A 23,884-nucleotide genomic window follows, 5' to 3' on the forward strand; every position below is an offset into this window, starting at 1 on the left:
GATGAGAAGCCCCGTCCACCGGAGCGTGCTGACCAACTTCCGGCCGCCCTCTTTGGTTCCTCGACTTCACCCCAATGGCCCATTGAAAAAAAATGTTTCCACCCCACCTCCGAAGGCGTTCGAGTGATCTCTCCTCGTCACGCGTTTGTCCGTTTATCGCAGCGTCTATCTCTCGTCCGTAGCCTGCAGGTCATGGTGCGAGCTCTTCCGGTTGTGCTCGCTCGGTTCTTTCGACCGTCATCACGGCATGACCGCAGAGAAGGGAAAGACATGAAGAAGACCGCTGCAGTTGTCGCAGGTCTTGTCCTGGCCCTCGGAGGAGCCGCCCCGGCCTTCGCCGACGCCGACGCCAACGCTGCTGCCGTCGGTTCCTCGGGATTCCTCTCCGGCAACATTTTCCAGATGCCGATTCATCATCAGGTCAACGTGTGCGGCAACAGCGCGTCGGGCCTTTTCGGTCTGCTGAGCCCGAGTATCGGCACCGTCTGCGTCAACGACTGACGACGCCGTCACTCCAGCCGTCCGGCTGGGTCGAGGTCGGCCTTGGACAACCTGCTGTGCGTTCCAAGGCCGGCTTCCTCCTGTGCGGTGCCGCCGCCCTCGCCGACTCGTGCGGAGCGCAGTACGGCGACGACGACTCGGGCTACCGCGACGACGGGCCGGGGGGCGACTGCGGAGGCTGCTGCGACACGTGCAGCCGGTGGGCACGCCCCGCCGGCTGCACGTGTCGCACACCGGCGGTGACCGCGCAACGCTGCCGGCCGCCTCGGATGTCAGCGCGTTGCTCATCGGGGGCGGCGCCGTCCTGTACCGGCGAGGCAGGGCAGCGTCCCGTCGCTGAACGTGCCGGGTGCCGGACGCCCTCGCGGCCGGCACCCGTGCGCAACCTCGCTCAGCCCCGTACGGCCTTCGTCGCCCCGTGTCGGCCCGGCGCCGGGATCACGCCGCTCGGCACGCCGGTGCGCAGCCGGCGCCGGACGCCTCGGACGAGGGCGCCCGCGGTGAACGTCGCGCCGTGGACGAAGCGCATCGCCGGGCCGAAGCCGGCCGCCGTCACCAGGCCGGCCATGAACAGGCCGGGGTGGGACGACTCGAAGTCCCGGCCCACCTCGGGGGAGCCGTCGGCCACCGTGGCCAGCGCGCCGCGCAGATCGCCGGAGAGCAGCCCGAGCCGGTCGCGGGTCGCCTTGAAGCCGGTGGCCGCGATCACATGCTCGGTCTCGAAGGAGTCCGCTCCCGTCACCTCCAGCCGTACCCCGCCCGACACGGCCCGCGCCGCCGTCACCTCGTGGTCGAGGCGCACCTCCACGGAGCCCTCGACCCGGTCCCGCACCCACCACGCGCCGGCGGGTCCGAGTGCCGTCGCCGCGATCCGCGCCCGGGTCGGCTCCGGCAGCCGGCGGTAGAGGCCGGGGCGCTCGGCGTAGAACCAGTTGCGCCAGCCGGGGCCCAGACCGCTGTGCGGGGAGCGGGCCGACTGCCACCACGGGCGCTCCCAGGGCGGCGGCACATCGTTCCAGCACAGCCGGTCGGCGCGGGCCAACACCCTTACCCGGGTGTCCTGTTCGGCGAGCAGGGCGGCCGTCTCCAGGGCCGCCTGGCCGCCGCCGATCACCGTGACGTCCCGGCCGCGGAAGCGCCCGAGGTCGCCGTGGTGGCTGCTGTGCGTGACCAGGTCGGGGGCAAGGCCGCGCAGGGCGGCCGGGATCTCGACGAACGGCATCACACCGATGGCGAGGGCGACGGTCCGGGCCTGGACGCTCTCGCCGTCCTCGGTGACCGCCTCGAAGCCGCCCGGCACTGCGGCGATCCGGGTGACCGTGCGCTCGTCGACGTCCGGGACGGCGTTGCGGGCGAACCACAGGCCGTACTCGGCGAACATCTCGACCGGGATGGGCTCCCCGTGCCGGGCTGTGACGCCCTGGGTCTCGCAGTAGACGTCGAGCCGCCAGCGGGCGGCGGGGTCGGAGAGGTTGGAGGCCCACGGCTCGGACTTGAGGAACATCCCGCCCGGCATGTTGTCGCGCCAGGAGGCCATCGGCCGGCCGAAGACGCGCAGGCTCAGCCCGGCGGCCGCGGCGTGGGACGCGATGGACAGGCCGTACGGGCCCGCACCCACCACCAGCAGGTCGTACATCAGCAACTGCTCGCTTTCTCGTCGTCGGTCGGTTCGGTCGGTTCGGTCGTTTTGGCCAGGTCGGCCAGGTCGGCCAGATCAGCCAGGCCGGTCAGATCGGTCAGGTCGGTCCGGGACGCCGGGGGCGGGGGTGCCTGGCGGATGACGCGAGGGCCTGCTCCGACCGTGCTCGGCGGGCCGAGCCGGCGCGCCCGGTCGAGCAGTCGGCGGGCGACATGGGCGCCCCACAGGCCCCACATGGCCCGGCCCGGTGCGGTGTCGTCGGCCGCGTGCCAGGCCAGCTCGCGGCCGGCGCGCGCCCGCCGCAGTGCGGCCAGCGGCGCGTAGTTCTCCACCACGAACGACCGCCCCGGCAGCGGCGCTCCGGCGGGTAGCGGACGGTGCGTCAGATCCAGATGCTGGGCGCGTACGACGTCCAGCCCCGCGCCGTCGGCGAAGAGCCGGAACTGGGCGCCGGGGCGCGGGTTGAAGTCGAGCAGGTGGTAGTCGCCCGTCTGGCCGCAGCGGCGGAAGTCGAGATCGAAGATGCCCCGGTAGCCGAGGTGGCCGGTGAGCCGCTCGGCCAGCGTCCGCACCTGCGGGTTCTCGGTCCACTCGCCCACCGCGGTGAGCCCCGCCCCACGCGGCCAGGCGCACAGCTTGCGGCCCGGACCGCCGCCGCCGACCGCGCCGGAGCGGTCGACGTACCCGTGGAAGAACCAGTCGCGGTCCGGCCCCGGCGGCAGGAAGGTCTGCAGCAGCAGCCGGCTGCCGGCGTCCTCGGTGCGCAGGAACAGATCGCGCGCCTCCTGTGGGGAGCGCACCACGACCGTGCTGCGCAGTCCCGAGTCGGCGGGCAGCAGCCAGGGGCGGCTCCATTTCGCCACCACAGGCAGGCCGAGCCGCCAGGCGGCGGAGGCGGCCTGCGTCGCGCTGTCGGGGACGACCGTGAGCGGGTGCGGCACGTCCGCCGCCGCGCACAGATCGGCCAGTTCCGCTTTGTCGGCGACCCGTTCGGGCACCGCGCCGGGCTGTTGCGGCAGCAGGTAGGCGGGCGCCAGCTCCGCGCGCAGCCGGCCCACCGCGACCGCGCCCGCGTCGTCCATGGGGATCAGGACGGCGGGCCGTTCGATGCGGGCGGCCACCCGCATCAGGACGGCGGCGATGTCGTCGTCGGCGGCGCCGGGGGGCGGCGGGGGATGCAACTGGCGGACGAAACGGGATGTGCGTACGGGGCTTCCCGTGGAGTCGGCGACCACGTGCACGTCGATTCCGGCTCTGCCGAGCGAGCGCACGGCACCCAGCGTTCCGTGGTGAAAGGGATTCCGGTCGATCCGCAGGAGAACGGCGGGGACGCGGGTGTCGAGCAGCGACTCGGGCATTTTTCTCCGGGTCCTTCGGTTCGGTTCACCGATTCGGGCGATCGAGGCGCTCGAAAGCCCTAATGGCGGTGGCGAGATTCCTTTTCTTGTGACTTTCATATGACTGTATGTCAGTAATGCGCGGGCAGTGCGCGTTACGCGAGAGTGGAGAAGGGAGCAGGCATGGCCCCACAGCAGCGATGCGCGCGCACCCGGCGGCTGGCCGTCGTCGCGGCGGCGGTCGCGGCCTCGGCCGCCCTGGCGTCCGGACCTGGATTCGCCGTGGGCGCGGGGGTGGTGCGGGTCGCCGATCCTCCCGCTCCCACCCCGACCGTCCCGAACATCCCGGCGCCCGCGGCCGTCGCACCGGCGCCCGTGGCGGCCGACCCGGTCGTCCCCGTGCCGAGTGCGACGCCTGCGGCCCAGGTCACCCCGGCCGCACCGGTGACACCGGTGGCCCCGGCGTCCGCGTCCCTTCAGGCGTCGGCGACCCCGGCGGAGACCTCCACCCCGGCCCCCACCGCCACCACCCTGCCGGCGAAGGTCGCCCCCGCCTTCGGCGCCTACCTCGACTACGACGCCCGGGGCGTGGCCCGCATCGCCCAGCTCAGCGCCTGGCTGGGCGGCGCTGAGCTGCGAGTCGCCCACACCTACCTGCCGGGCGACCGCTGGCGCAACATCGAGGGCCCGCCCGGCTTCCTCGACGCGTGGGCGCGCTGGCGGCTGGCGAAGGACGACCGGATGTTCGTCCTCAACGTGCCCATGATGGAGCGCAACGAGGAGGGCGTGTCCGACACCGAGGTGCGCAGACTGCTGCGGCTGGGCGCGGCCGGGGAGTTCGATCACCACTTCAGGGCTCTCGCCGAACGGCTCGTCGCGCTGAAGGTGCCGGACACGGTGATCGTGCTCGGCTGGGAGATGAACGGCATCACGTACACCCATCGCTGCGGGCCGGACCCGGAGGCATGGAAGAAGTACTGGAACAGGATCGTCTCCACGATGCGTTCGGTGCCGGGCCAGAAATTCAGGTTCGACTTCACGCCGACCCGCGGCAAGGACGCCGTTCCCTGGACCCAGTGCTATCCGGGAGACGACACCGTCGACATCATCGGAATGGACTCGTACGACCAGCCGACCGGGCTGTCCTTCGACGAGCAGGTGAAAGAGCCCTACGGGCTCCAGGAACACGTGGAATTCGCCAGATCCCACGGCAAGCCGATTTCCTATCCCGAATGGGGCCTCTTCCGCAACGGTGACAACTCCGAATACATGCGGCGCATGCTCGCCTGGATGGACGAGCACAAACCGCTGTACAACACGCTGACCGACTACTGCCCGCACGGCGTCTGGCAGTGCCGGCAGAACCCGCGGTCTTCCGAGGTGTACCGCTCGTTCCTGTCCGGCCGCACCGACGACCCGACCCCGGTGCCCACGGACCCCATCACACAACCGCCCACGACCGAGCCCACCACCGAGCCCTCGACCGAGCCCACCACCGAACCCCCGGTGAACTGCGCGCCGATGGACCTCGGCGACTGGGTCGAGTACTGGCTCGGCGGCAAGCTCTGCGTCCGCCTGGACTGGTGGTCGCGCAACTGGTGAACCGCGGTGCGGTGGCGGCCGGCCCACGTCAGGACCCGCCGCCACCGTCACGCTCCTTCCGCTGCTCCAGCCGCAGCAGCAGCTCCTTGCCCCGCCGCCGGGCGGCCACGTCGCAGACGACCGCCGACAGCAGCGGCGCGGTACGCCGACGGGCCAGCAGCAGCCGCTGGTTGACGACGGGCTCGGGCCGCCAGTGATGCTTGTACGGCTCGTTGCCCCGCAGCAGGCTCAGCGCGGCGCGGCCGCCGCCCCGGGTGTGCTCGGCGCAGGCGTCGAGCAGCATCACCGCCACGTCCGCCTTGCGTTCCCGCAGCCGTGGATGGGCGCCGTAGAGATAGCCCCCGGCCAGGCGGCGCGACAGCAGCGTCAGATCGACGGCCACCACGTCGTCGTCCAGCCGGAACTCGGTGACCACCGCGTCCCCGGAACGCACCATTGGGCCGACCGAGCGCACCAGGTGCTCACAGAAGCGGGAGCGCAGGTGCTCGCCGGTCACCTTCCGGCCCTGCCACTGCAACTGGTGCAGTTCCAGGAGCCGGCGCAGCGCCGAGTCGACGTCCTCCGGGCGGACGACCTGACGCTCCACGCCCAGCGCGGTCAGCTTGCGCAGCTTGGCGCGCACCCGCTGGGCCTTCGCCGACGGCAGCCGGGCCACCAACTCGTCCATGGGGACGGCCGGCAGCTCCAGGCACACCGAGTCGCTCACCCGGCGCCGCGGCCCGTGCCAGCGCTCGTAGACCTGCTCCACCGCGCCGCCCGGCCGCACCTCGCGGAAGTCGATCAGCGCGGTGCGGGCGGCCGTCGCGAGGCCCTCGGTGAGCGCGGCGACGGCCCGCTCGCCGTGTGCGTCGTCGACGAGGACGTCCCCGTAGTCGGAGATCGCCCCGCCGAGCGGCACCAGCGCCGGCAGCGGCCGGCGGACGGCCGTCAGCGGGGCGGCTGCGACGAGGTCACCGCCGTCGCGGACCAGCAGCAGACGCAGTCGCCCGCGCCGGCCGTACGACAGCCACCACGAGTGCAGCCAGGCGTGACTCTGGAACGGCGTGGCCGTCGCGCACCTCTGGTACAGGCGCCCCCAGGCGGGCGCGAGGGCGGTGAAGGCCTGTTCGTCCGTGACGAGTTCGGTGGTGAACGTCGGTTTCACAGCGTTCCGTGGGCGTCGGCGGCGACGGCTGGGCCGGGGACGGCGGCAGGACGTGCGGCCTCCTCCTCCCGGGCCCGCTTCGGCCGCACCAGCAGCACCAGAGCGCCGAGCAGCCCGCCCGCGCTCGCCCCCACCGAAGCGGTCACCGCCCAGGACGCCGAGGAGGGGGCGGTCGGCTTGACCGCCCGGGCGAACTGCTGGAGCTCGACGTTGGTGGTGGCCCGGGAGCTCTTCGCGTGCTGGGTCAGCGAGCGGGAGACCGCGTTGGCCATGTCGGCGGCCAGGTCGGGACGCGAGGAGGTCGCCGTGATCGAGACCATCGGGGCGTCCGGCGAGGTCGCCGTCTGCACACTCTGCTGAAGCGTCTTCACCGGCACGCCCGCCCACACCTGCGCGTCCCCGAGCACCGCGAGCTGGGTGGCGACCCGGCCGTAGGCCTGCGCGAAGCCGAGCGCGGACGCCGGGTCGGACTTCTCGGTGGGGACGGCGACGACATAGGCGGTGGCCGTGTACACGGGCGGCTCGACGGCCCCGTACACGCCGCCGAGCAGGCCGCCGGCGACGGCGCCGGCCGCGAGCAGGGACCACGGCGGGAGCGTCCTGGCGCGGCGCAGGGCGGCAGGACGACGGGGGTTCTCGGTCATGGGGAACTGACTCCCTGGGGTGTCGGGGTAGTTGGGGAGAGCAGGGGCGGTCCGGACACGGTGGCCGCGTACACGTCCATGAGCTGGGCGGCGCTGCGGGTGATGTCGTAGTGGCGGGCTGCCTCGGGCGCGGTGCGCGGGCCGGAGGGATGCGCGCGCGCCTCGGTGAGCGCGCGGACGAACGCCTCGGCGCCGCCGCTCACCCGGCGGGCGCCCGCCGTCGCCCGGGCGGGCAGGTGTTCGATCGCGGGGCAGGAGGCGTAGAGCACGGGCAGTCCGCAGGCCAGCGCCTCCACGATCGCCAGGCCGAAGGTCTCCTCGGGGGAGGGGGAGACGAACAGGTCCATGGCGCAGGTGAGGGAGGGCAGGTCGGGGCCGGGGGTGCCGTCCGCGACGCTGGGGCGTTCGCCGGTGAACAGGACGCGGTCGGCGACCCCCGCCTCGTGCGCGGTGCGCCGCAGCACGTTCTCCTCGGGGCCGCCGCCGACCAGCAACAGCCAGTGGTCGGCGGGGAGCCGGGCGAGGGCGTGGAGGACGACGTCGAAGCGTTTGGCGGCCGTGAGGCGTCCGATGCCGCCGATGACGCAGGCGTCGTCGGGCAGGCCGAGGCGCCGTCGGGTGCGGTGCCGGGCTTCGGGGTCGAAGCGGAAGCGGGCCAGGTCGATGCCGTTGGGGACGACCTCGATCCGGGGGGCCGGGACGCCCCAGCTGCGCAGCCGGTCGGCGACGGTCGGGGAGACGGCGACCGTGGTGCGGCCCAGCCGCTCGCTGGCGAGGTAGAGCGCACGCACCCCGGAGGTCAGCTTCCGGCCCTCCAACTGCGAAGCGCCCAGGGAGTGTTCGGTGGCGACGACGGCGCGCACTCCCGCGAGCCGCGCCGCCAGCCGGCCGTAGACGCAGGCCCGGTAGAGGTGGGTGTGGACGAGGTCGTAGCCGCCGGAGCGGATGAGCCGGACCAGCCGTGGCAGCGCGCCGAGGTCGCGGTTGCCGGCCATGCCGAGGTGCACGACCCGCACCCCGTCCGCGGTCAGCCCGTCGGCGACCGACCCCGGGTTCGTCAGCGTCACCACGTCGCAGTCGACCGGCAGGTGGCGCAGCAGCAGCCGCAGTTGCTGCTCGGCGCCGCCGACGCCCAGCCCCGTGATGATGTGCAGCGCCTTCACCGCAGCCCCTCGACGGGACGCCGGCGCAACCGGTGCAGCCGGTACTTCAGCAGCAGGCGCAGCGCGTTGTCGTTCTCCCCGATGTGTACCCGGGGCAGGGCGTGCAGGCCGTTCAGCTTTCCGGGGTCGATCGCACAGGCGTAGCTGTAACCGGCTTCGCGTACGGCGTCCATGGCGCGCCGGTCGATCGTCCCGTACGGGTAGCAGAAGCCGGCGATCTCGGTGCCGAGGAGTGCGGTGAGGGCGGCGCGGCTCTCGACGGTCTCCGCCTTGAGGGTGAGGTCGTCGGCCCGGGTGAGGTCGACGTGGGTGAGGCCGTGCGAGCCGATCTCGACGCCCTCGTAGGCCGCGCGGCAGATGCCGTCGGCGGTCAGCAGGGGCTTGCGCGGGCCCAGCGGGTCCCAGGCGTTGTCGCCGCCGAGCCGGCCGGGCAGCACGAAGAGGGTGGCGTTGCAGCGGTGGCGGCGCAGCACGGGCAGAGCGTCGGTGAGGAAGTCGGCGTAGCCGTCGTCGAAGGTGAGACCGACGAGATTCTGGCCCTTGCCCTCCGCGCGGGCGGCGAGGAGCCGGCTCATGGAGACGCCGCGCAGTCCGTGCCGGCGCAGCCACATCAGCTGCTTCTCCAGCCGTTCGGGGGTGACGGTGATCTGGTACGGGTCCTCGGGGCAGTCGTCGACGGAGTGGTACATCGCCACCCACGGGACGGACGTGCGTCTGCTGGTGTCAGAAGCGGCCATGGGAGAGCCTTCGGGTCGCGGAACGTACGGAACGGAGGGCGGAGACGATGCCCTGGGCGCCCAGGGCACGGCCGAGCAGCAGATAGACGGCGGTCACGGTGAGAGCGCCGGCGGCGAGACCGGCGAGCGGGTCGGCGAACCGCGCGGCGGCGAAGCCCCCGGCCAGGGCCGCCGCCAGGGCCGCCGACACCGGCCGGCTCAGCTCGCGCAGCACGCCCGGGACACTGACCGGGACGCTGCGCGGACCCATCCCGGCCAGCAGCACCAGCGCGGAGACGGTGATGCCGGTCGCGTTGGCGGCGGCGATCCCGTACACGCCCCAGGCGTGGACGCTCAGCGCGCCGATCAAGGAGGTCACGGCGATCCCGGCGGCCATCGAGCCCACCGGGTACCAGGAGCCGCGGCCCGCCGAGAAGTAGGAGCGGACCAGGACGCCCACCAGGGTCTGGCCGAGCAGTCCGAGCGCGTACACGCGCATCACGCCGGCCGTCGCCGCCGTGTCCCGCGCGGTGAACGCGCCCCGCTGGAACAGCACCTCGACGATCTGCGGCGCGCACGCCACCACGGCGGCCGCGCCCAGCAGCACGATGCACGCGGCCAGCGCCAGATCCCGCTCCACGCGGCCGCGGGCCCGCTCGGTGTCGCCCTCGGCCAGTGCCCGCGCGACCACCGGGAAGGTGACCGTGCACACCATCACCGACAGGATCATCGGCATCTGCGCGACCTTCTGCGCGTAGTTCAGGTGCGAGATCGCCCCGGCCGGGAGGTGCGAGGCGAGAAAGCGTTCGATGAGGACCTGGGACTGCCGGCACAGGGCGAACAGGAGCACCGTCGTCAGCAGCGCGGTGTCCAGCGGCCGCGGCTCCGCCTGCCCGGCGGCCACCTCCCCACCCGCCTCCGCGCCCACCTCCCGTTTCCTCAACTGCCCGAGTAGAGACGGCAGTTGTACGACGACCATCAGCAGTCCGCCCACCGCGACCCCGACCGCCGCCGACCGCACCCCCCAGCGCCCGCCGAGCACGAACATCCCGGCGACGATGCCTACGTTGTAGGCCACGTAGATCGCCGCGGGCGCCAGGTACCTGCGGTGTGCGCGCAGGGCCGCGCTGCAGTACCCGGCGAGCCCGAAACTCACCACGCAGGTCGCGGTGAGCCGTGTGCAGTCGACGGCGAGCGCGGGGTCGGGCAGACCGGGCGCGAGGGCCCCGACCAGCTGCGGGGCGATGCCGATGAGCAGGGCGCCGACCGCGACGAACGCCAGCGACAGCCGGGGGAGCGTGCCGGCGACCAGCGCGCGGACCGGGTCGCCCGGGGCGCCCTGGGAGCGGCGGGCCAACGCCATGCTGAACGCGGGGATCAGGGCGAACGCAAGGCCGTCCTCGATGAGCAGCGTGGCCGCGAACTCGGGCACGGTCCACGCGACGAGGAACGCGTCGGTGTCCCTGCCCGCCCCGAACAACCGGGCCAACGCCTGATCCCGCACCAGCCCGAGCAGCGCCCCGGCCACGGAGAGCACGGCGGTGACAAGAGCGGCCCTGGCGAGAAATCCCCGCGGGGGCGAAGAAACACCGGCACCGCCCGCGCCCTCGACCGCGACCGCGCCCGCGTTGCTGCTCACGTCCTCGCCCGCGTCGCCGCCCGCGACCTCGCCCACGTTGCCGTCCGCGTCGCCGCTCACGTCCTCGCCCGCGTCGCCGCCCGCGACCCCGCTCATGTCGCCGCCCGCGACCTCGCCCACGCCCCCGCCCGCGACCCCGCTCACGTCCTCGGCCGTGTTCCCGCGCCGAGCCACCTCCCCTGTACCGCCTGCTCCTCGGGCTGCTCCTCGGGTCGGCTCTCCGCCGGGGTTCCCGAGTACCTTCGCGGCCACTTCTTCAGCTGCCGCGCCGACCGTGCTCCCGATCGTCTCCGCGGCCGTGTCCCTGGCCGTCGCCGTCTTCCTGGTCGTTCTCTTGGACGCGCCTTTCGGCCGGGGTGCGGGTCGTGCGGGTGGGACGGTGGTGGGGTCGGTCGGGTGGGGGGGCCGGGAAGGCGTCGGGTTCATCGGGTGCGGGCCTCCTCGCGGGGGCTGCCGCCGGCATCGGCGCCGACCAGCGCCCACCAGGCCGCCACCCCGAAGACGACCGCGGTCAGGACGGTGGAGGGGCCGCCGATGTCGGCGTACATGAAGTCGATCAGCTGCCAGAGCAGCAGTCCGCAGGCGACGAGCGCGCAGTCGAGGCCGGGGCCGCCGCGCCGGACGCGGAACCAGCCGCGCAGCCCGCACGCCAGCAGCGCCAGCCAGCCGCCCGCGAGGGCGAGCAGTCCGATCAGGCCCTGCTCGGCGAGGACCAGCAGGTACATGTTGTGCGGGGAGAGCAGCGGCTGCCGTACGAAGGCCGAGCCCGCGCCCTCGGTGTCGCTGCCGGAGGACAGTGCGAGAGAGGCGTGCGTGTCGCGGTGTTCGGGGAAGTCCTTCAACCCGACGCCGGTGAGCGGCTGTTCGCGCCACATGCCGACCGCCGCCGCCCACATCGTGTACCGGTCGGTGACCGACTGGTCGGGAGCGTTCGTGACCCGGGTGATGCTGCTGACGCGCTGCTGGAGCATCGCCGAGCCGACGCCGAAGCCGCCGACCAGGATCACGCCGGCCGCGACGGCGACCGCGCCCACCTTCAGCGCGCGCCGCAACCCGGCGAGGACCAGCTGGATCGTGCAGGTCAGCGCGGTCGCGATCCACGCGCCCCGGCTGAAGGACAGCGCGAGCGGCGTCAGCAGCGCGAGCGCGCAAGCCGCGGCGATCGCCCGCTGCCGCAGCGAGGTCCGGCCGAGCGCCAGCCCGACCGCGCAGATCAGCCCGAACGACACGACGGTCGCCATGCCCATCACGTCCTGCGGTCCGAACGTGCCGACCGCCCGGATGTCCTCACCCTGGTAGGAGGCGCCGGTCCCGGTGACGAACTGATGGACGCCGACCGCCCCCTGCCACCCCGCGAGCCCGACGAACGACCAGGCCAGCACCCGGAAGTCGGAGCGGTCACGGACGAGGAGGACGACGGCCGCGGGGACCAGCACGAAGATCTGCAGATAGCGGCCGAGCCCGGTGAGCCCCGCGCCCGCCGGGGTCGCGCCCAGCGCGGCGAGCGCGACCCCGACGACCGGCAGCCCGAGGATCACGGCGGCCCTCCGTGACAGGGGGCGCCGCCGCTGCCGCAGCAGCCGTACCGCGCAGAACAGCACGACCAGCGCGGACAGCGCGTCGGCCGGCCCGGCGCCGCCCTCGGTGCCGGGGGCGGGCGGCAGTCCGAGCAGGGCGACCACCACGACCAGGGGCAGGACCGGTGACAGGGCCCGGGCGCGCGGCACGGACAGGGCGAGGGTCATCGGCGGGTCAGCTCCCGGTCGGTCGCACGAGGGAGGCCGCGGTGCGCAGCAGGATGCAGACGTCCTGCCACAGCGACCAGTTGTCGATGTAGGCGTTGTCGAAGCGGGCCCGGTCCTCGATGGAGGTGTCGCCGCGCAGTCCGTGGACCTGGGCGAGGCCGGTGATGCCGGTCTGCATCCGGTGGCGGGCCGCGTAGCCCGGGTAGGTCTGGCTGAACTGGCCGACGAAGAAAGGGCGTTCGGGTCGCGGCCCGACCAGGCTCATGTCGCCGCACAGGACGTTCCACAGCTGGAGCAGCTCGTCCAGCGAGGTCCGGCGCAGGAAGCGGCAGAAGGGGCTCATCTCCCGCTCGCCGGCCACGCTCCAGCGGGTCGCGGCCTCGTGCTCGTCGACCGGGCGGTGGGTGCGGAACTTCAGCAGCGTGAAGGGCCGGCCGTCCTTGCCGATGCGCTCCTGCCGGAAGACGATCCCCGGCCCGTCCGTCAGCCGCAGCACCGCCGCGCACACCAGCAGCAGGGGGCTCACCAGCAGCAGCAGCGTCCCGGAGGCCGTGACGTCCAGCAGCCGCTTGCCTAGGCTGCCCCGGCGCCTGGCGCCCAGGTCGAGGCGTCGGCAGGAGAACCCGGCGAGCTGCTCACGGCTCGCGTACGAGGGGATGTCGGCGTCGACCTCCCACACCGTGCAGCCCGACTCGGCGAGCGCCCGCAGCAGCGGGCCCTGCACGGTGCGCACGGCCGGGTGGACGCACAGGACGTCGCGGACGCCGTTCTGGATGAGGGCCCGCTGCACCTCCTGACCGGTGGTCAGCACCGGCAGTCCGTCGGCGCCGTCGGGGCGCTCGGCGACGATCCCCACCGGCCGCACCCCGCAGCGCGGGTGGCGCAGCACGGCGGCGGCGACGCGCTGCGCGGTCGTGGCGGGGCCGATGACGAGCGCGGCGTGCGGGCGGCGCAGCAGCGCCCGGTGGCGGCGCCAATGCACGACCGCGCGGCCGGCGCACGCGGCCACGGCCTGCGCCGTGCACCCGAGGAGCAGGGTGTGGGCCGAGAGCGCGTGCGCGGGGATCCACGCCGCGACGAACGCCCCCAGCGCCAGCCAGGCGACGGCGATCCGGCCGCAGACGGCGGGCAGTTCGTCCAGCACTCCCGTCACCGGGCGCGGACGCTGCGGGCGCAGCAGCATCGTGGCGGCGACCAGCAGGGCCACCAGTAACGGGCGGCGCTGCGCCCCGGTCAGTGCCAGGGCGCCCAGCGACGCGGCGAGGCCGTCGGCGAGCAGGAGCGGCAGCGGCGACACGGGCCGCGCGGAGGGCCGCCGGGTGGGGAACCGGAATCCCGCTGCGCTCTCCAGCCGCGGAATGACCGAGACGGGTGAGTATCCGGGCTGCGCGCCCGGGGAGGGGACGGTGCTTTCCGCAGTCACGAGTGGATGGACTCCCTGCACTCAGGGGGCGCGACGCGCGCCCCTTCCGTGGTCGTGAGCAGCTCTCGGTACACGTCCGCGACCGCCTCGGCGGTGCGCCGCACGTCGTGCGCGGCCAGGACGTGAGCGCGTCCCCGATGGCCGAGCGACTCGCGCAGCAGCGGGTCGAGGAGCAGTGCGGTGAGGGTGTCGGCCAGCGCCGCGGGGTTCTCGGCGGGCACCAGACAGCGGGCGGCGAGCGGGTCGGGCAGGCTCTCCCGGGCGCCGTCCACGTCGGTCACCACGACGGGCCGCCCGCAGGCGAGCGCTTCGAGCGGGGCTAGCGCCATGCCTTCCCAGCGCGAGGGGAGTACGACGAGGTCGGCGGCCTGGTACCAGGGCACGGCGTCGGCGACGGCGCCGGTGAACAGCACGGACTCCGGTGCTCGGGAGCGCAGTTGCTCCCCGTCCGGTCCGTCGCCGACCAGCACGAGCCGGGCCCCGGGCACCTTCCGTGCCACGTCCGCCCACGCCGCCAGCAGCACGTCCTGTCCCTTCTGCCGGCACAGCCGCCCCACGCACACCACCAGGGGTGCGGCCGGGGCGAGCAGCGGGAGGAGGCCGGCCCGTACGGTGTCGACGGGGGCCGGGTGGAAGCGCTCGGGGTCGATGCCGTTGGGGACGACGCTCCACCGCCCGGCGATCCGGGCGCGTTGCCCGGTCGCGCGCTCCGCCTCGCTCACACAGAGCAGCCGGTCGGCCCAACGGGCCCCGTACCGTTCCCAGGTGAGTGCGAGGGCCGCGGTGGGGCCGCCGACCGCCTCGAAGGACCAGGCGTGCGGCTGGAACACGGTCGGGATCCGCCCGCGCACCGCGAGCCGTCCGGCGAGTCCGGCCTTGGCGCTGTGCGCGTGCAGCAGATCGGGGCGTACCTCGTCGAGCAGGCGTTTGAGCCGCCGTACCTCACCGGGGAGCGAGGGTCCCGGAGCCCGCGTCGCCGCCCAGTGCCGTACGTTCGCGCCCAGCGCGCGCAGGTTCTCGGAGAGGGGGCTGTCGGGGCAGGCCACGGTGAGGTGCAGGCCGGCCGCGAGCTGGGCCCGCGCCAGGTCCGTGACGACCCGGGCGACCCCGCCGTCCACGGGCTGGGTGAGGTGCAGGACCCGGGGTCTGTCGTCGGGTTCTGGCTGGTGCATGGCGCGGTTTCCTCGCTCACGGTGGCACTCGGGACGTGCGGGAACGCGCTTGACTACTTCTTTCGTGTGTCGACGGCGACGAAGAGCGCCCCGGCCCACGCCGCGTCCCGGGTGGCAACGAGCCGAACGGCCAGCTGGTCACCGCCACGCCGCAAAGCCCGGCCGAGATCGAACACGTCGGAGTCGTAGCCGAGGGTGTTGACGTACGCCGGTACACGCGCCGCCGGAGCCGCCCCCGGCTCGCTGATCGTGGAGTTCAACACATCGTCAGATGGATTGACCGGGTTCGTGAGCGCGGTGGCCGCCCGTCCACCGGTCGAGAACATGAGCGAATCACCCGTTCGGCCGCGGTCGCCGTCGTACCCGACGAGCCCGGCCCGGCCGCCCGCACCCGCGGGGATGTCGAGCCCGCGCAGCCGGATCTCCTTCGGGGCGGTGGCGCCGGCGGCGGAGCCGGAGGGGGAGCCGAGGGTGTCGAAGCCGTCCCACAGGGCCAGATGACGCAGCGGCTCCGCCGGGTTCTCGTACGCCACCACCAGCGTCCAGCCGCCCCAGGCGCCGGCCGCCGACCTGCCCATGGCCACGTTGATCTGCGCGACCGTGTACAGGCCCTGACCGCTGTCGCGCACCAGGTCGGTGACGTCGGCGGAGGCCTGGAAGGCGTCGGCGCCCTGGGCCACCCGGTGGCCGACGACCGTGTCCGCGAGCACCGCCTTGTACTGTCCGCCCGGCTCGGCGATCAGCACGCGCGCGTTGTCCGCGGGCGGCTTCTGCTCGCCGACGCGCAGGTTGCCGCCCCAGTACAGCCGCGCGTACGACACCCGCGCGCCCCGGGGGAGACGGACCTCGGCGCTGGAGGAGTTGTAGGTGTTCGGGTCGTCGTCGACGTCGACGTAGAACATGTCGAAGCCGCTGTTGACGCCGGTGCCGCCCTTGCGCACGGCCGGGCAGGCACGGGCGGCCCGAGGGGCCGGCGAGGTGCGGCAGCTGATCGCCGCGTTGGCCGCCCGGACGATCCCGCCGTGCTGTGTCGCACGGTAGCGCTGCGCGAAGTGGATGCTCTCCGCCTCGGTGATGGGCGGGGCGCCGATCGCCCGCGCGCTGCCCAGCGCCCAGACCGAGGCGAGGGCGAGAACTCCGGCCGTCGTGCCGCGCAGCAGCGGACCCAGGGAAATGCGCATGACCGGCGGTGCCCTTTCGAAAAGACCGTGGAGTCGGTGTCTGTCGATGTCCATCGATGTCTGCGGTGCTATTTGCTGGCCGTAGGAGTGCAGCGGGCGAGGCGCAACTCTAACCAGTATCTGGACTAATGCACTGATACCGGTCAAGTGTGTCGGAATCGTGAAGTCCGGCCCGTCGTGGCGTCACTCGAATGGCTGCGCAACTCCGGGGAATCGCGTGCGTTGACCTCAGTGCCGGGCACCCCGCCCGGGTGTTTGTGTCAAAACCTCAAGGAGCACCTCTCCATGTCGCGTATCGCGAAGGGCCTGGTCCTGACCTCCGTTGCCACCGCGGCCATCGCCGGCGCCTCTGGCATCGCCGTTGCCGACAGTGGCGCGGAGGCCGTCGCCGCGCACTCCCCTGGCCTGCTGTCCGGCAATGTCATCCAGCTGCCGCTGCACCACCAGACCAACATCTGCGGCAACTCGACCGACGTAACCGGCCTGCTGAACCCGGCGTTCGGCAGCATCTGCGTCAACGACTGACGCCACGCCGCGCTTCTTCGAGCGGCCGTCCTCCCCCAGGAGGGCGGCCGTTGGCGTTGTCCCGAAGGGCGGCGGAGCCAGGACCCCGGCCGAGAATCCTCGACGGGCCGCTCATGGCAGGCCTTCTGACCGCTCCTTGAATTCAGCACCCGGCAGGGCCTTCTCGCTTGGGGAGGGGGCCTTTGCCGGGGGTGCTCGAGATTTCCCGCACACGGGGTTTCCGCTTCCGGCGGGACTCGTTGTGCATGGCGTCAGACTTCCCCCGGTGACTTGAGTTGCCGAGTCGCCGAAGAAAGGAACCCGATGAAGTCCCTGAAGGCCGCCGCTGTCATTGCCGGGTCCATGGTCCTCGCCGGTGCCGCCGCGCCCGCGTTCGCCAACAGCACCGCCGATCTCACGCCCACCAGCCTCACTGGCGCAGTGAACACGCTCACCAAGGGTCCCCTCGCCCTCGACGGGGCGGACGTGACGCGGCTGCAGCACCAGTCGAACGCGCTCGACACTGAGAACAAGGACTCCGTGCTCAGCACCGTCAAGGGCGCGACCGGCGCTCTCAACAGCCCCAAGCCGCTCCTTGGCGGACTGCCCCTGAAGAGCTGAGACGTTCTTCCCGCAGGGCCGGCGCCGTGTCGTACGGGCCGGCCCTCGGTGCGCTGTTCGAGCCGGGTCGGGAGACCGTCCCTCGTTCGTGTGGAGCACTGGTGGGGCGTCCTCCGTACGGGTGAGAACGCGCCCGGCCGCCCCCCGGGCCGTCGATAAAGTCGCGCGGTGACCCCAACCCCAAGCGCAACCCTCCCCTTCCGCGCGGCCGACCTGGGCACCCTCGTCGTGATGCCATGGAGTGGCGAGGCCCCGGACGGCGGCGACATGCCCTACCTCCTCGCCTACTCCCTCGGCGACGCCGCGGACGGCCCCGAGGCGACGACCGCGGCTATCGAACGTCTGCTCACCGACCACGGCTTGCCCGTCGGAGGAGACCTGGTCGACGGTGCCGTCCGGCCGAGCCTGCCGGTGACCCTCCTCGTCGAAGCGGGCCAGGCCGTCCTGAACGCGCCGAGCTTCAACGCCCAGTGCCTTCCGCCGCCCGAGTGGCTCGCGGCCGTCGAGAAACGCGGCTACGCCTATCTCGTCTTCACCACCCGGCCGTGGCCCGAGGCTGTGCCCGGCAAGCCCGTCGAGCCCGAGGAGCTGGCCGCGTTCGCGGGGGCCGAGGAGACTCTCACGGCCGCGGCACACGCCGTCCTGCCGGCCCGCAGCCTGCGTAGATGATGACGGGAACCGGGGGTGACAGCAGGGCGGAAGACGCGGGCGGCAGCCGCGCGCGCATCGCCGGGAGCCGTCGAGCGTACGCCCTGTTCCTCGTCCTCACCGGCGCGGCGGGGCTTCTGGCCTCCTGGGTCATCACCATCGACGAGTTCAAGCTGCTGCAGGAACCCGGATTCACCCCGGGCTGCAGTCTGAACCCGGTGGTGTCCTGCGGCAGCGTCATGAAGAGCGACCAGGCCTCGGCGTTCGGCTTCCCCAACCCGATGCTGGGCTTGGTGGCCTACGGCGTCGTCGTCTGCGTCGGCATGAGTCTGTCGGCCCGTGCAGCCTTCCCCCGCTGGTACTGGCTGACCTTCACGGCCGGCTGCCTCTTCGGTGTGGGGTTCGTGTCCTGGCTGCAGTTCGAGTCCCTGTACCGGATCAACGCGCTGTGCCTGTGGTGCTGCCTGGCGTGGGTCGCCACGATCCTGCTGTTCTGGTACGCCGTCTCCTTCGACGTACGCCACGGGTTCCTGCCGGCGCCGGCAGGGTTGCGGACGTTCTTCGACGAGTTCACCTGGGTGCCGCCCCTTCTGCACCTCGGGGTCGTCGGCATGCTGGTCCTGACCCGATGGTGGGATTTCTGGACGGGCTGACCATTCGGCCGTTGCCCTGCCGATGCGGGAGCGCCCGAGGAGCCGCACCCTGTCGAGGGCCGTCTGATCCCGGAGCGTGTCGTCCGGCAGTTGCCTGTCGGCGCCGGAACGCCGGGGGCGGGCCTTGCGTCCGGCGCGGACCTCGGCGTGGCTGAGGGACTGTCGCGAGACCCGGAGCACAGCGGCCCGGACGTCCTGTCCGGGCGGTCCGCGCGCTTCTGACGGGTGATCGGGCGCCGGGTGGTGACCAGACGGACCGCCAAGCGGTTACCGCTACGGACAACCGAACAGGACGAGGAGCACACCATGGTCGCCAACGCCGACGGAGTACCCGTCACCGCGGTTCCGCTGGGGGCGGTGAGACAGCGCCGGGCCCGCGGCACTCGACGGAACCTGCTGCGCGGGCTGCTCGGCGCCGGCGCCGCACTCGCGCTCGCCCCGGTCGTCGCCGCGTTCCAGTCCCCCGGCCCGCAGGACGGGTCCGCGGACATCCCGCCCGGCTCCTTCGAGGAGATGTACCGCGGCAGGCGCCTCCGCGGCGTCCTCACGCCGGCGGATCGCGCGCCCGGCGACGGCCCCCGGTGGGAGGTCACGGTCGACGGCCGTCCGCTGCATCTCATGCGTCGCGCGGACGGCACCTGGCTGAGCACGGTGGACCACTACCGCTCGTACGCCACCCCACTGGAGGCGGCCCGCGCCGCCGTCGACGAACTGGGCCCGGGAGAACAGCTGCGCGCCACCGGCGCCCCGAGGGACCGCCCGCACCACGGACCGGACGGAACACGAGGGGCAGACGGGAAACGCGGGACAGACAGGACGGACGGATCGCACATGGGGGGACACCATGGTCTACACGCGTAAGGACGTCAGCACGCTCACCGGCGCCGAGCGGCGGCGGTTCGTGAAGGCGCTGCTGGAGATCAAACGACGGGGCGAGTACGACGAGTTCGTCCGAATGCACATCGAGTACTACGTCTCCGACGGCGAAAACGGCCTGCGCACGGCCCACATGGCGCCCTCCTTCCTGCCCTGGCACCGGCGGTTCCTGCTGGAGCTGGAGAAGGCGCTGCGCCGGGTCGACTCCTCGGTGACGGTGCCGTACTGGGACTGGACGCGTGACCGTTCCAAAACCTCCGCGCCGTGGACCGATGACCTGCTCGGCGGTGACGGTCGGCGCTCCGATCGCCAGGTGACGACCGGGCCGTTCGCCTACCCCGCCGGCAACTGGACGATCAAGGAGGGCGTTACGGACGGGGAGTTCCTCACCCGGGACCTCGGCCGCGCCCGCGACCCGATCGAACTGCCCACCAAGAGCGAACTGGAGTGGGCGCTGAAGGACCCGGTCTACGACACCGCGCCCTGGGGGTCGACGGTCACACAGGGGTTCCGCAACAAGCTGGAGGGGTGGGGGACCGGCCGGGGAAGCGTCGCCTGGCGTAACCACAACCGGGTGCACCGGTGGGTCGGCGGGGCGATGCTCGGCGGCGCCTCCGTCAACGACCCTGTGTTCTGGCTGCACCACGCCTTCGTGGACCTGGTGTGGACCCGCTGGCAGCAACGCCACCGCGACCACCGCTACATGCCCGCTGAGCCGCCGGGACCGGGCGACGGGCAGTACCGCCGGGTCGTCGCCCGGCACGAGAAGCTGCCTCCGTGGGACGTGACGCCGGACCAGTTGGAGGAGATCGGCAGGATCTACCGGTACGCGTGACGTGCCGTGTTCACGCTGTGCCGTGCGCACCACAAGAGCCCCGGCGCCTTGAGCGCCGGGGCTCTTGTGGTGCGCACAACGGGCTGGTCAGTCGCCGTAGCCCGAACCGCTGCTGTGCCGACCGCCCTTGTCCTCGTAGCCCTTGTCATGGTGGCCCTTGCCGAGGCCGCCGCCGTTGACGCAGGTGTGGCCGAAGGTCGGGTTCAGCAGACCGGAGACGCCGGTGCTGTTGCCGCAGACGTTGAGCTGCGTGTTGACCGGAATCTGGACGACGTTGCCAGAAAGGACACCCGGCGAGCCCACAGCCGCGCCCTGCGCACCCGCGTCCGCCATGGCCAGGCCGGCCCCGGTGACGACCACGGCGCTGGTGCCGAGGGCAACTGCGGCTGCCTTCGCGATGCGAGACATCACGTTCTCCTTAGTGAATTCGGATCGTGCGGCAGCAGGACTCGCCGCCGCACTCCCCGTTCAACGCCGCCGCCCTGGACGAGTCACGGCATGTCCGTATGGATCACCCATTTTGAACAAGGAGGACGTACAACCGGATGCCTATGTGGGCTGGAGGTGTGTCGTGACGAATTCGGCGAGGGTGGCGATGGACTGCAGGCTGTCCAGGTTCAGGTCCAGGGCGGCCACGTCGACGCCGTAGCGTTCGTCGATCGTGCCGAGCAGGGTCACGCCGGCCAGCGAGGTGAGGCCGATCTGCGGGCCGAACAGGTCGGTGTCGGCGGGGAGTTCGGCGACGACCGCCTCGTCCAGGCGGGCGGCCTCGGCGATCAGCGAACGGAGCTCTTGTTCCACCGTCGCCCGGTCTCGGGTCTGCGTCACGCGTCGGCGTCCTCTCGGTCGGATACGTGCAGCCAGGCCGGCGGCGCCGGCAGATCGCCGTGGAGGGTCCTGCCCAGGACCGCGGAATCGGCGTGGGCCGAGTGGGCGTCGTCCGTGCGGCGCAGACCCGCCTGGCGGAGCAGGATGCGCATCTCCAGGTTGGCGTCGGTCGGGCGCAGGGTCACCCGGAATTCCTCGGCGCCCGCCGCACGGGCCCGCTCCATCAGCCGGAACAGGAAGGCCGCCGCCGCGCCCCGGCCGGCGACCCGGCAGGACAGCGCGAGCAGCGGGACGGACCGGACGGCGGGGGCGGTGCGGTCGACGAGGGCGGCGCCGATGATGCCGTACGCGCCGAAACGGTCCGTCATGCGGGCCGTGTACAGCTCGTGTCCTGCCGAGGCGGCCAGCTCGCGCAGCCCGTCGGGGGTGAGGCCGGAGGAGTTCAGGCGGTGGGTGCGGGCGGCGAGTTCCAGGGCGCGGGGGATCTCGTCGGGCGTGGCCAAGCCGACCGTGAGGCGCATGTCGCACCAGCGCAGGAACTCCTCGCGCGAGCCCTGGAAGCGCTCGCCCTCGGCCCGGCGGGTCTCCTCGGTGCGGTAGCGGTGCACGCGCTCACGGGACTCGGGGGTGACCTCCCGGCCCTCGAACGCGGCCGCCAGCGCGGGCACGTCCTCGGGGGCGAGGGTGCGCACGCCCGGCAGCAGGGCCTCGACCTCGGCGCGCTCGTACGGGGAGTCGTCGACCAGGACCAGGGCGTCCACCGCGATGCCGAGGTCCTTCGCGATCCTGCGCAGCGACTCGCTCTTGTCCTGCCAGGACACCTGCGGGGCGAGGAAGCGCGCACGCAGCTCCGGTACGGCGTCCAGCCGGTCGAGCACCGACGGCGCGCTGCGGCTCGCGATGCTGCTGAGCACGCCGTGGGCGGCCAGCGCGTCGACCGCGGCGAGCATCCCGGGGCGGGGCGTGGGCAGCTCGTCGGTGGGGGACTCGACGGCGATCCCGTCCCACAGGGTCCCGTCGAGGTCCCATACGACGCACTTGACGCGGTCGGGGTCGAATGCGGTCACCGGTCCCCCTCGGGCAGGAACAGCTTCATGGACAGGCTGGTGGGGTCGAAGCCGAACTTGCGGTAGACCGTGCGCATCGGGACGTTGCCCACATGCACCCGGCCGACGACCTCCGTGATGCCGTTCGCCAGGCAGAACTCCAGGCCCGCGGTGAGCAGGAGTTCCGCGACGTCACTGCGGTTGTCCACCGGGGAGACGGCCAGGGAGCGGAAGTTGGCGTAGCGGTCGCCGGTCATCGCGTTCTGGTTGATGCTCACCCAGCACCAGCCGACGGGCTCCTCGCCCGGACCGTGGGCGACGATCATGCCCTCCTTCGACTTCTCCATGGCCCGGCCCAGCCGGGACGCCCACCGCTCGGGGTCGTCGATGGCGTCCTCACCGAAGGAGACCCGGGCGATCTCGGCCTCGAACCGCCCGATGGCCGGCAGATCACGCTCGTCGGCCTGACGGGTGACGTACGGCCGCGCCCGCTCGGCGAGAGCCGCCCGGTCGGCGTCGGACGGGGCGTGCCAGCCGGGGGTGCGAGGGGTGGCGGCGACGACGGCGGGAGCGGCGGTGGGCGCGGGGGCGGGGGCCGGGGGCGGGGTCGGGGGCTGCTGGGGCGCCGGGGGTGTCGGTTCGTCCGTCGGGACCAGGCGGCCGGGGCGGAAGGGACCCTTGCCGCAGTTCGGGCAGCCGTCGGCGCGCAGGGCGGCGACCGAGGTCCAGCGGGCGCCGGGGCCGACGCGCAGCCGCGCCGCGCACGCCACGCACGTGTACTCGCGCTGCCGGGTCCGCTTGTCGCCGGTATAGAGGGGGCCGCTGAACTCGCCCTCGTGGGAGGGGGCCGTCGAGGTGGTGGTGAGGAGGTGCTGGAAGAAGCCGACCCCGCCGAGGATGCCGCTGCCCTCGTACTCGTTGAAGTTGCGGATGTAGCCGTTGGTGACCAGGCCGAGCGCCATGATCTCCCGCTGCACCTCCAGCATCTCGTCGGGGCTCTTGCCGCCGAAGGAGAAGAAGACGCTGTGCGCGGGGCCGGGGCGCAGGCCCTCCACGGCACGGGAGAGGAAGAGCCGGGCGCCCTCGGGGGTGTACGGCGGGTCGGTCATGGCCACGTCGTGCTGCTGGTGCAGTTCGGCGGGCAGCGGCAGACGCAGGTCGTGCCGGACCGTCTCCACGCGGGTGCCGAGACCGGCCGACACCTTCTGGATGTAGTGGAGGATCTCCGGCGAGATGTCCACGACGGTGACCCGCTCGACGATCGGGGCGCCCAGCACGTCGCCCACCACGGCGACGGCGAGGGAGACGAGGTCGTCGTCGCCGATCAGCAGCAGCGAGCCGCCCGGCAGCGCGCCCGCCGTGAGCAGCGCGAGCACCCGGCGCACCTTGGTCTCGGCCGTGCAGTGCGACTGGTCGATCGCCATGTCGGCGGCGGGACCCGCCTCCATGAGCGCGCGCAGCCGCGGCACGGCCTCGTCCAGCACGTCGGGGATGACCAGCTCGCGCCCGTCGCAGGTGCGGCAGGTGGCGTCGAGGGCGAGGTCCATGCCGAGCCGGGCGACGAGGTCCCGGCCGCTCTCCGTCAGCCGGGACGGACGCTCCTTGGTGACGAAGCCGCGGCGGCGCAGCTCGTTGCCCAGGGCCGCCACGATCGGGACGGGCAGGCCGGTCGCGCGGCTGAGGTCTTTCGTGGAGGCGGGAGCGAGGCGGCGCAGGGCGCGAAGGACCGACCGCACTCCGGGCGGGCCCTCCTGGAGCCGGACGGCGTCCGCGACTTCCGTGAGCACAGAATCGGCGGTGGTACTCCGAGGGTGCCGACGCGCGTTCGTCACAATGCTGCTCCAGGCAAGCTGATTGATGGATTCCGGGACTATCGAGTATACGGGCTGGTTCAGAGCCGTCCGGACCCGCTCGGGCGGCCGGGAAATAGCGGGAATTCCGATGGAATTCCAGTGCGGGAAAACAAA

Annotated in this window: 23 protein-coding genes; 8 read left to right on the top strand and 15 right to left on the bottom strand. The window is 72.9% G+C overall.

Annotated elements, in window-relative coordinates; all coding sequences use genetic code 11:
• Positions 1 to 270 precede the first annotated feature (270 nt).
• On the top strand, positions 271 to 501 hold the full coding sequence (locus ACZ5SK_RS21275) for a chaplin (RefSeq protein WP_334579763.1): 231 nt from the start codon (positions 271 to 273) through the stop codon (positions 499 to 501).
• A gap of 391 nt (positions 502 to 892) precedes the next feature.
• Here the strand turns inward: ACZ5SK_RS21275 and ACZ5SK_RS21280 are convergent, their stop codons facing one another.
• Positions 893 to 2,137 (bottom strand): FAD-dependent oxidoreductase, encoded by a 1,245-nt coding sequence (locus ACZ5SK_RS21280; RefSeq protein WP_334579764.1) that lies wholly within the window; start codon positions 2,135 to 2,137, stop codon positions 893 to 895.
• On the bottom strand, positions 2,137 to 3,498 hold the full coding sequence (locus tag ACZ5SK_RS21285; RefSeq protein WP_334579765.1) for a carboxylate--amine ligase: 1,362 nt from the start codon (positions 3,496 to 3,498) through the stop codon (positions 2,137 to 2,139). The genes ACZ5SK_RS21280 and ACZ5SK_RS21285 overlap by 1 nt, the downstream gene beginning before the upstream one ends.
• A gap of 162 nt (positions 3,499 to 3,660) precedes the next feature.
• Here ACZ5SK_RS21285 and ACZ5SK_RS21290 point away from each other — a divergent pair, with 162 nt between their 5' ends.
• Entirely contained in the window at positions 3,661 to 5,079 is a 1,419-nt protein-coding gene (locus ACZ5SK_RS21290) for a glycoside hydrolase family 26 protein (protein WP_361700660.1), read from the top strand.
• A gap of 28 nt (positions 5,080 to 5,107) precedes the next feature.
• Here ACZ5SK_RS21290 and ACZ5SK_RS21295 read toward each other — a convergent pair whose 3' ends face one another.
• From ACZ5SK_RS21295 to ACZ5SK_RS21335, 9 genes are all read right to left on the bottom strand, one after another.
• Complete coding sequence (locus tag ACZ5SK_RS21295) at positions 5,108 to 6,223, bottom strand: GNAT family N-acetyltransferase (RefSeq protein WP_361700657.1); 1,116 nt, start codon at positions 6,221 to 6,223, stop codon at positions 5,108 to 5,110.
• Positions 6,220 to 6,867, bottom strand: a complete 648-nt coding sequence (locus ACZ5SK_RS21300; RefSeq protein WP_334579768.1) for a YveK family protein — start codon at positions 6,865 to 6,867, stop codon at positions 6,220 to 6,222. Before ACZ5SK_RS21300 ends, ACZ5SK_RS21295 begins: the two co-directional genes overlap by 4 nt.
• A complete protein-coding gene (locus ACZ5SK_RS21305; protein WP_334579769.1) occupies positions 6,864 to 8,030 on the bottom strand; it encodes a glycosyltransferase in 1,167 nt (388 codons plus the stop codon). Before ACZ5SK_RS21305 ends, ACZ5SK_RS21300 begins: the two co-directional genes overlap by 4 nt.
• Entirely contained in the window at positions 8,027 to 8,767 is a 741-nt protein-coding gene (locus ACZ5SK_RS21310) for a polysaccharide deacetylase family protein (RefSeq protein ID WP_334579770.1), read from the bottom strand. The genes ACZ5SK_RS21305 and ACZ5SK_RS21310 overlap by 4 nt, the downstream gene beginning before the upstream one ends.
• On the bottom strand, positions 8,754 to 10,481 hold the full coding sequence (locus ACZ5SK_RS21315; RefSeq protein ID WP_361701130.1) for a lipid II flippase MurJ: 1,728 nt from the start codon (positions 10,479 to 10,481) through the stop codon (positions 8,754 to 8,756). The genes ACZ5SK_RS21310 and ACZ5SK_RS21315 overlap by 14 nt, the downstream gene beginning before the upstream one ends.
• Before the next feature lie 326 nt (positions 10,482 to 10,807).
• On the bottom strand, positions 10,808 to 12,130 hold the full coding sequence (locus ACZ5SK_RS21320) for an O-antigen ligase family protein (RefSeq protein ID WP_334579772.1): 1,323 nt from the start codon (positions 12,128 to 12,130) through the stop codon (positions 10,808 to 10,810).
• A gap of 7 nt (positions 12,131 to 12,137) precedes the next feature.
• Positions 12,138 to 13,553, bottom strand: coding sequence for an exopolysaccharide biosynthesis polyprenyl glycosylphosphotransferase (locus ACZ5SK_RS21325; protein WP_361700652.1), 1,416 nt, complete (start codon positions 13,551 to 13,553; stop codon positions 12,138 to 12,140).
• Positions 13,550 to 14,725 carry a glycosyltransferase gene (locus ACZ5SK_RS21330; RefSeq protein ID WP_334579774.1) on the bottom strand — a complete coding sequence of 392 codons (1,176 nt, stop codon included), beginning with the start codon at positions 14,723 to 14,725 and terminating at the stop codon, positions 13,550 to 13,552. The genes ACZ5SK_RS21325 and ACZ5SK_RS21330 overlap by 4 nt, the downstream gene beginning before the upstream one ends.
• A gap of 53 nt (positions 14,726 to 14,778) precedes the next feature.
• Positions 14,779 to 15,906: a DUF3344 domain-containing protein gene (locus ACZ5SK_RS21335; protein WP_361700648.1), complete on the bottom strand. Its 1,128-nt coding sequence runs from the start codon at positions 15,904 to 15,906 to the stop codon at positions 14,779 to 14,781.
• A gap of 285 nt (positions 15,907 to 16,191) precedes the next feature.
• On the opposite strand from ACZ5SK_RS21335, the gene ACZ5SK_RS21340 reads away from it, so the two are divergent.
• From ACZ5SK_RS21340 to ACZ5SK_RS21365, 6 genes are all read left to right on the top strand, one after another.
• Positions 16,192 to 16,431, top strand: a complete 240-nt coding sequence (locus ACZ5SK_RS21340; RefSeq protein WP_334579776.1) for a chaplin — start codon at positions 16,192 to 16,194, stop codon at positions 16,429 to 16,431.
• Positions 16,432 to 16,734: 303 nt separating this feature from the next.
• Complete coding sequence (locus ACZ5SK_RS21345) at positions 16,735 to 17,031, top strand: hypothetical protein (RefSeq protein WP_334579777.1); 297 nt, start codon at positions 16,735 to 16,737, stop codon at positions 17,029 to 17,031.
• Between the two features lie 168 nt (positions 17,032 to 17,199).
• The gene (locus tag ACZ5SK_RS21350; protein ID WP_361700645.1) at positions 17,200 to 17,700 is read left to right on the top strand and encodes a DUF5949 family protein; all 501 of its coding nucleotides are present in this window, start codon (positions 17,200 to 17,202) and stop codon (positions 17,698 to 17,700) included.
• Complete coding sequence (locus ACZ5SK_RS21355) at positions 17,700 to 18,332, top strand: vitamin K epoxide reductase family protein (protein ID WP_361701127.1); 633 nt, start codon at positions 17,700 to 17,702, stop codon at positions 18,330 to 18,332. The genes ACZ5SK_RS21350 and ACZ5SK_RS21355 overlap by 1 nt, the downstream gene beginning before the upstream one ends.
• A 306-nt stretch (positions 18,333 to 18,638) precedes the next feature.
• Positions 18,639 to 19,193 (top strand): tyrosinase family oxidase copper chaperone, encoded by a 555-nt coding sequence (locus ACZ5SK_RS21360; protein WP_334579779.1) that lies wholly within the window; start codon positions 18,639 to 18,641, stop codon positions 19,191 to 19,193.
• Positions 19,177 to 20,043: a tyrosinase family protein gene (locus ACZ5SK_RS21365; RefSeq protein ID WP_334579780.1), complete on the top strand. Its 867-nt coding sequence runs from the start codon at positions 19,177 to 19,179 to the stop codon at positions 20,041 to 20,043. The genes ACZ5SK_RS21360 and ACZ5SK_RS21365 overlap by 17 nt, the downstream gene beginning before the upstream one ends.
• Before the next feature lie 87 nt (positions 20,044 to 20,130).
• Here ACZ5SK_RS21365 and ACZ5SK_RS21370 read toward each other — a convergent pair whose 3' ends face one another.
• From ACZ5SK_RS21370 to ACZ5SK_RS21385, 4 genes are all read right to left on the bottom strand, one after another.
• The gene (locus ACZ5SK_RS21370; RefSeq protein ID WP_334579781.1) at positions 20,131 to 20,451 is read right to left on the bottom strand and encodes a chaplin; all 321 of its coding nucleotides are present in this window, start codon (positions 20,449 to 20,451) and stop codon (positions 20,131 to 20,133) included.
• Positions 20,452 to 20,592: 141 nt separating this feature from the next.
• A complete protein-coding gene (locus ACZ5SK_RS21375; protein ID WP_468576437.1) occupies positions 20,593 to 20,871 on the bottom strand; it encodes an acyl carrier protein in 279 nt (92 codons plus the stop codon).
• The gene (locus tag ACZ5SK_RS21380) at positions 20,868 to 21,938 is read right to left on the bottom strand and encodes an HAD-IIIC family phosphatase (protein ID WP_334579783.1); all 1,071 of its coding nucleotides are present in this window, start codon (positions 21,936 to 21,938) and stop codon (positions 20,868 to 20,870) included. Before ACZ5SK_RS21380 ends, ACZ5SK_RS21375 begins: the two co-directional genes overlap by 4 nt.
• The gene (locus ACZ5SK_RS21385; RefSeq protein WP_468157538.1) at positions 21,935 to 23,704 is read right to left on the bottom strand and encodes a GNAT family N-acetyltransferase; all 1,770 of its coding nucleotides are present in this window, start codon (positions 23,702 to 23,704) and stop codon (positions 21,935 to 21,937) included. Before ACZ5SK_RS21385 ends, ACZ5SK_RS21380 begins: the two co-directional genes overlap by 4 nt.
• Positions 23,705 to 23,884: the final 180 nt, after the last annotated feature.

Source organism: Streptomyces sp. NPDC031474 (genome assembly GCF_055581185.1).

What these genes read in the sequence shown, in the direction of transcription:
- ACZ5SK_RS21275 (WP_334579763.1), top strand. Translation starts at nt 271, where the DNA reads ATGAAGAAGACCGCTGCAGTTGTCGCAGGTCTTGTCCTGGCCCTCGGA.
- ACZ5SK_RS21280 (WP_334579764.1), bottom strand. Translation starts at nt 2,137, where the DNA reads ATGTACGACCTGCTGGTGGTGGGTGCGGGCCCGTACGGCCTGTCCATC.
- ACZ5SK_RS21285 (WP_334579765.1), bottom strand. Translation starts at nt 3,498, where the DNA reads ATGCCCGAGTCGCTGCTCGACACCCGCGTCCCCGCCGTTCTCCTGCGG.
- ACZ5SK_RS21290 (WP_361700660.1), top strand. Translation starts at nt 3,661, where the DNA reads ATGGCCCCACAGCAGCGATGCGCGCGCACCCGGCGGCTGGCCGTCGTC.
- ACZ5SK_RS21300 (WP_334579768.1), bottom strand. Translation starts at nt 6,867, where the DNA reads ATGACCGAGAACCCCCGTCGTCCTGCCGCCCTGCGCCGCGCCAGGACG.
- ACZ5SK_RS21310 (WP_334579770.1), bottom strand. Translation starts at nt 8,767, where the DNA reads ATGGCCGCTTCTGACACCAGCAGACGCACGTCCGTCCCGTGGGTGGCG.
- ACZ5SK_RS21315 (WP_361701130.1), bottom strand. Translation starts at nt 10,481, where the DNA reads ATGAGCGGGGTCGCGGGCGGCGACGCGGGCGAGGACGTGAGCGGCGAC.
- ACZ5SK_RS21320 (WP_334579772.1), bottom strand. Translation starts at nt 12,130, where the DNA reads ATGACCCTCGCCCTGTCCGTGCCGCGCGCCCGGGCCCTGTCACCGGTC.
- ACZ5SK_RS21330 (WP_334579774.1), bottom strand. Translation starts at nt 14,725, where the DNA reads ATGCACCAGCCAGAACCCGACGACAGACCCCGGGTCCTGCACCTCACC.
- ACZ5SK_RS21335 (WP_361700648.1), bottom strand. Translation starts at nt 15,906, where the DNA reads ATGCGCATTTCCCTGGGTCCGCTGCTGCGCGGCACGACGGCCGGAGTT.
- ACZ5SK_RS21340 (WP_334579776.1), top strand. Translation starts at nt 16,192, where the DNA reads ATGTCGCGTATCGCGAAGGGCCTGGTCCTGACCTCCGTTGCCACCGCG.
- ACZ5SK_RS21345 (WP_334579777.1), top strand. Translation starts at nt 16,735, where the DNA reads ATGAAGTCCCTGAAGGCCGCCGCTGTCATTGCCGGGTCCATGGTCCTC.
- ACZ5SK_RS21355 (WP_361701127.1), top strand. Translation starts at nt 17,700, where the DNA reads ATGACGGGAACCGGGGGTGACAGCAGGGCGGAAGACGCGGGCGGCAGC.
- ACZ5SK_RS21360 (WP_334579779.1), top strand. Translation starts at nt 18,639, where the DNA reads ATGGTCGCCAACGCCGACGGAGTACCCGTCACCGCGGTTCCGCTGGGG.
- ACZ5SK_RS21365 (WP_334579780.1), top strand. Translation starts at nt 19,177, where the DNA reads ATGGTCTACACGCGTAAGGACGTCAGCACGCTCACCGGCGCCGAGCGG.
- ACZ5SK_RS21370 (WP_334579781.1), bottom strand. Translation starts at nt 20,451, where the DNA reads ATGTCTCGCATCGCGAAGGCAGCCGCAGTTGCCCTCGGCACCAGCGCC.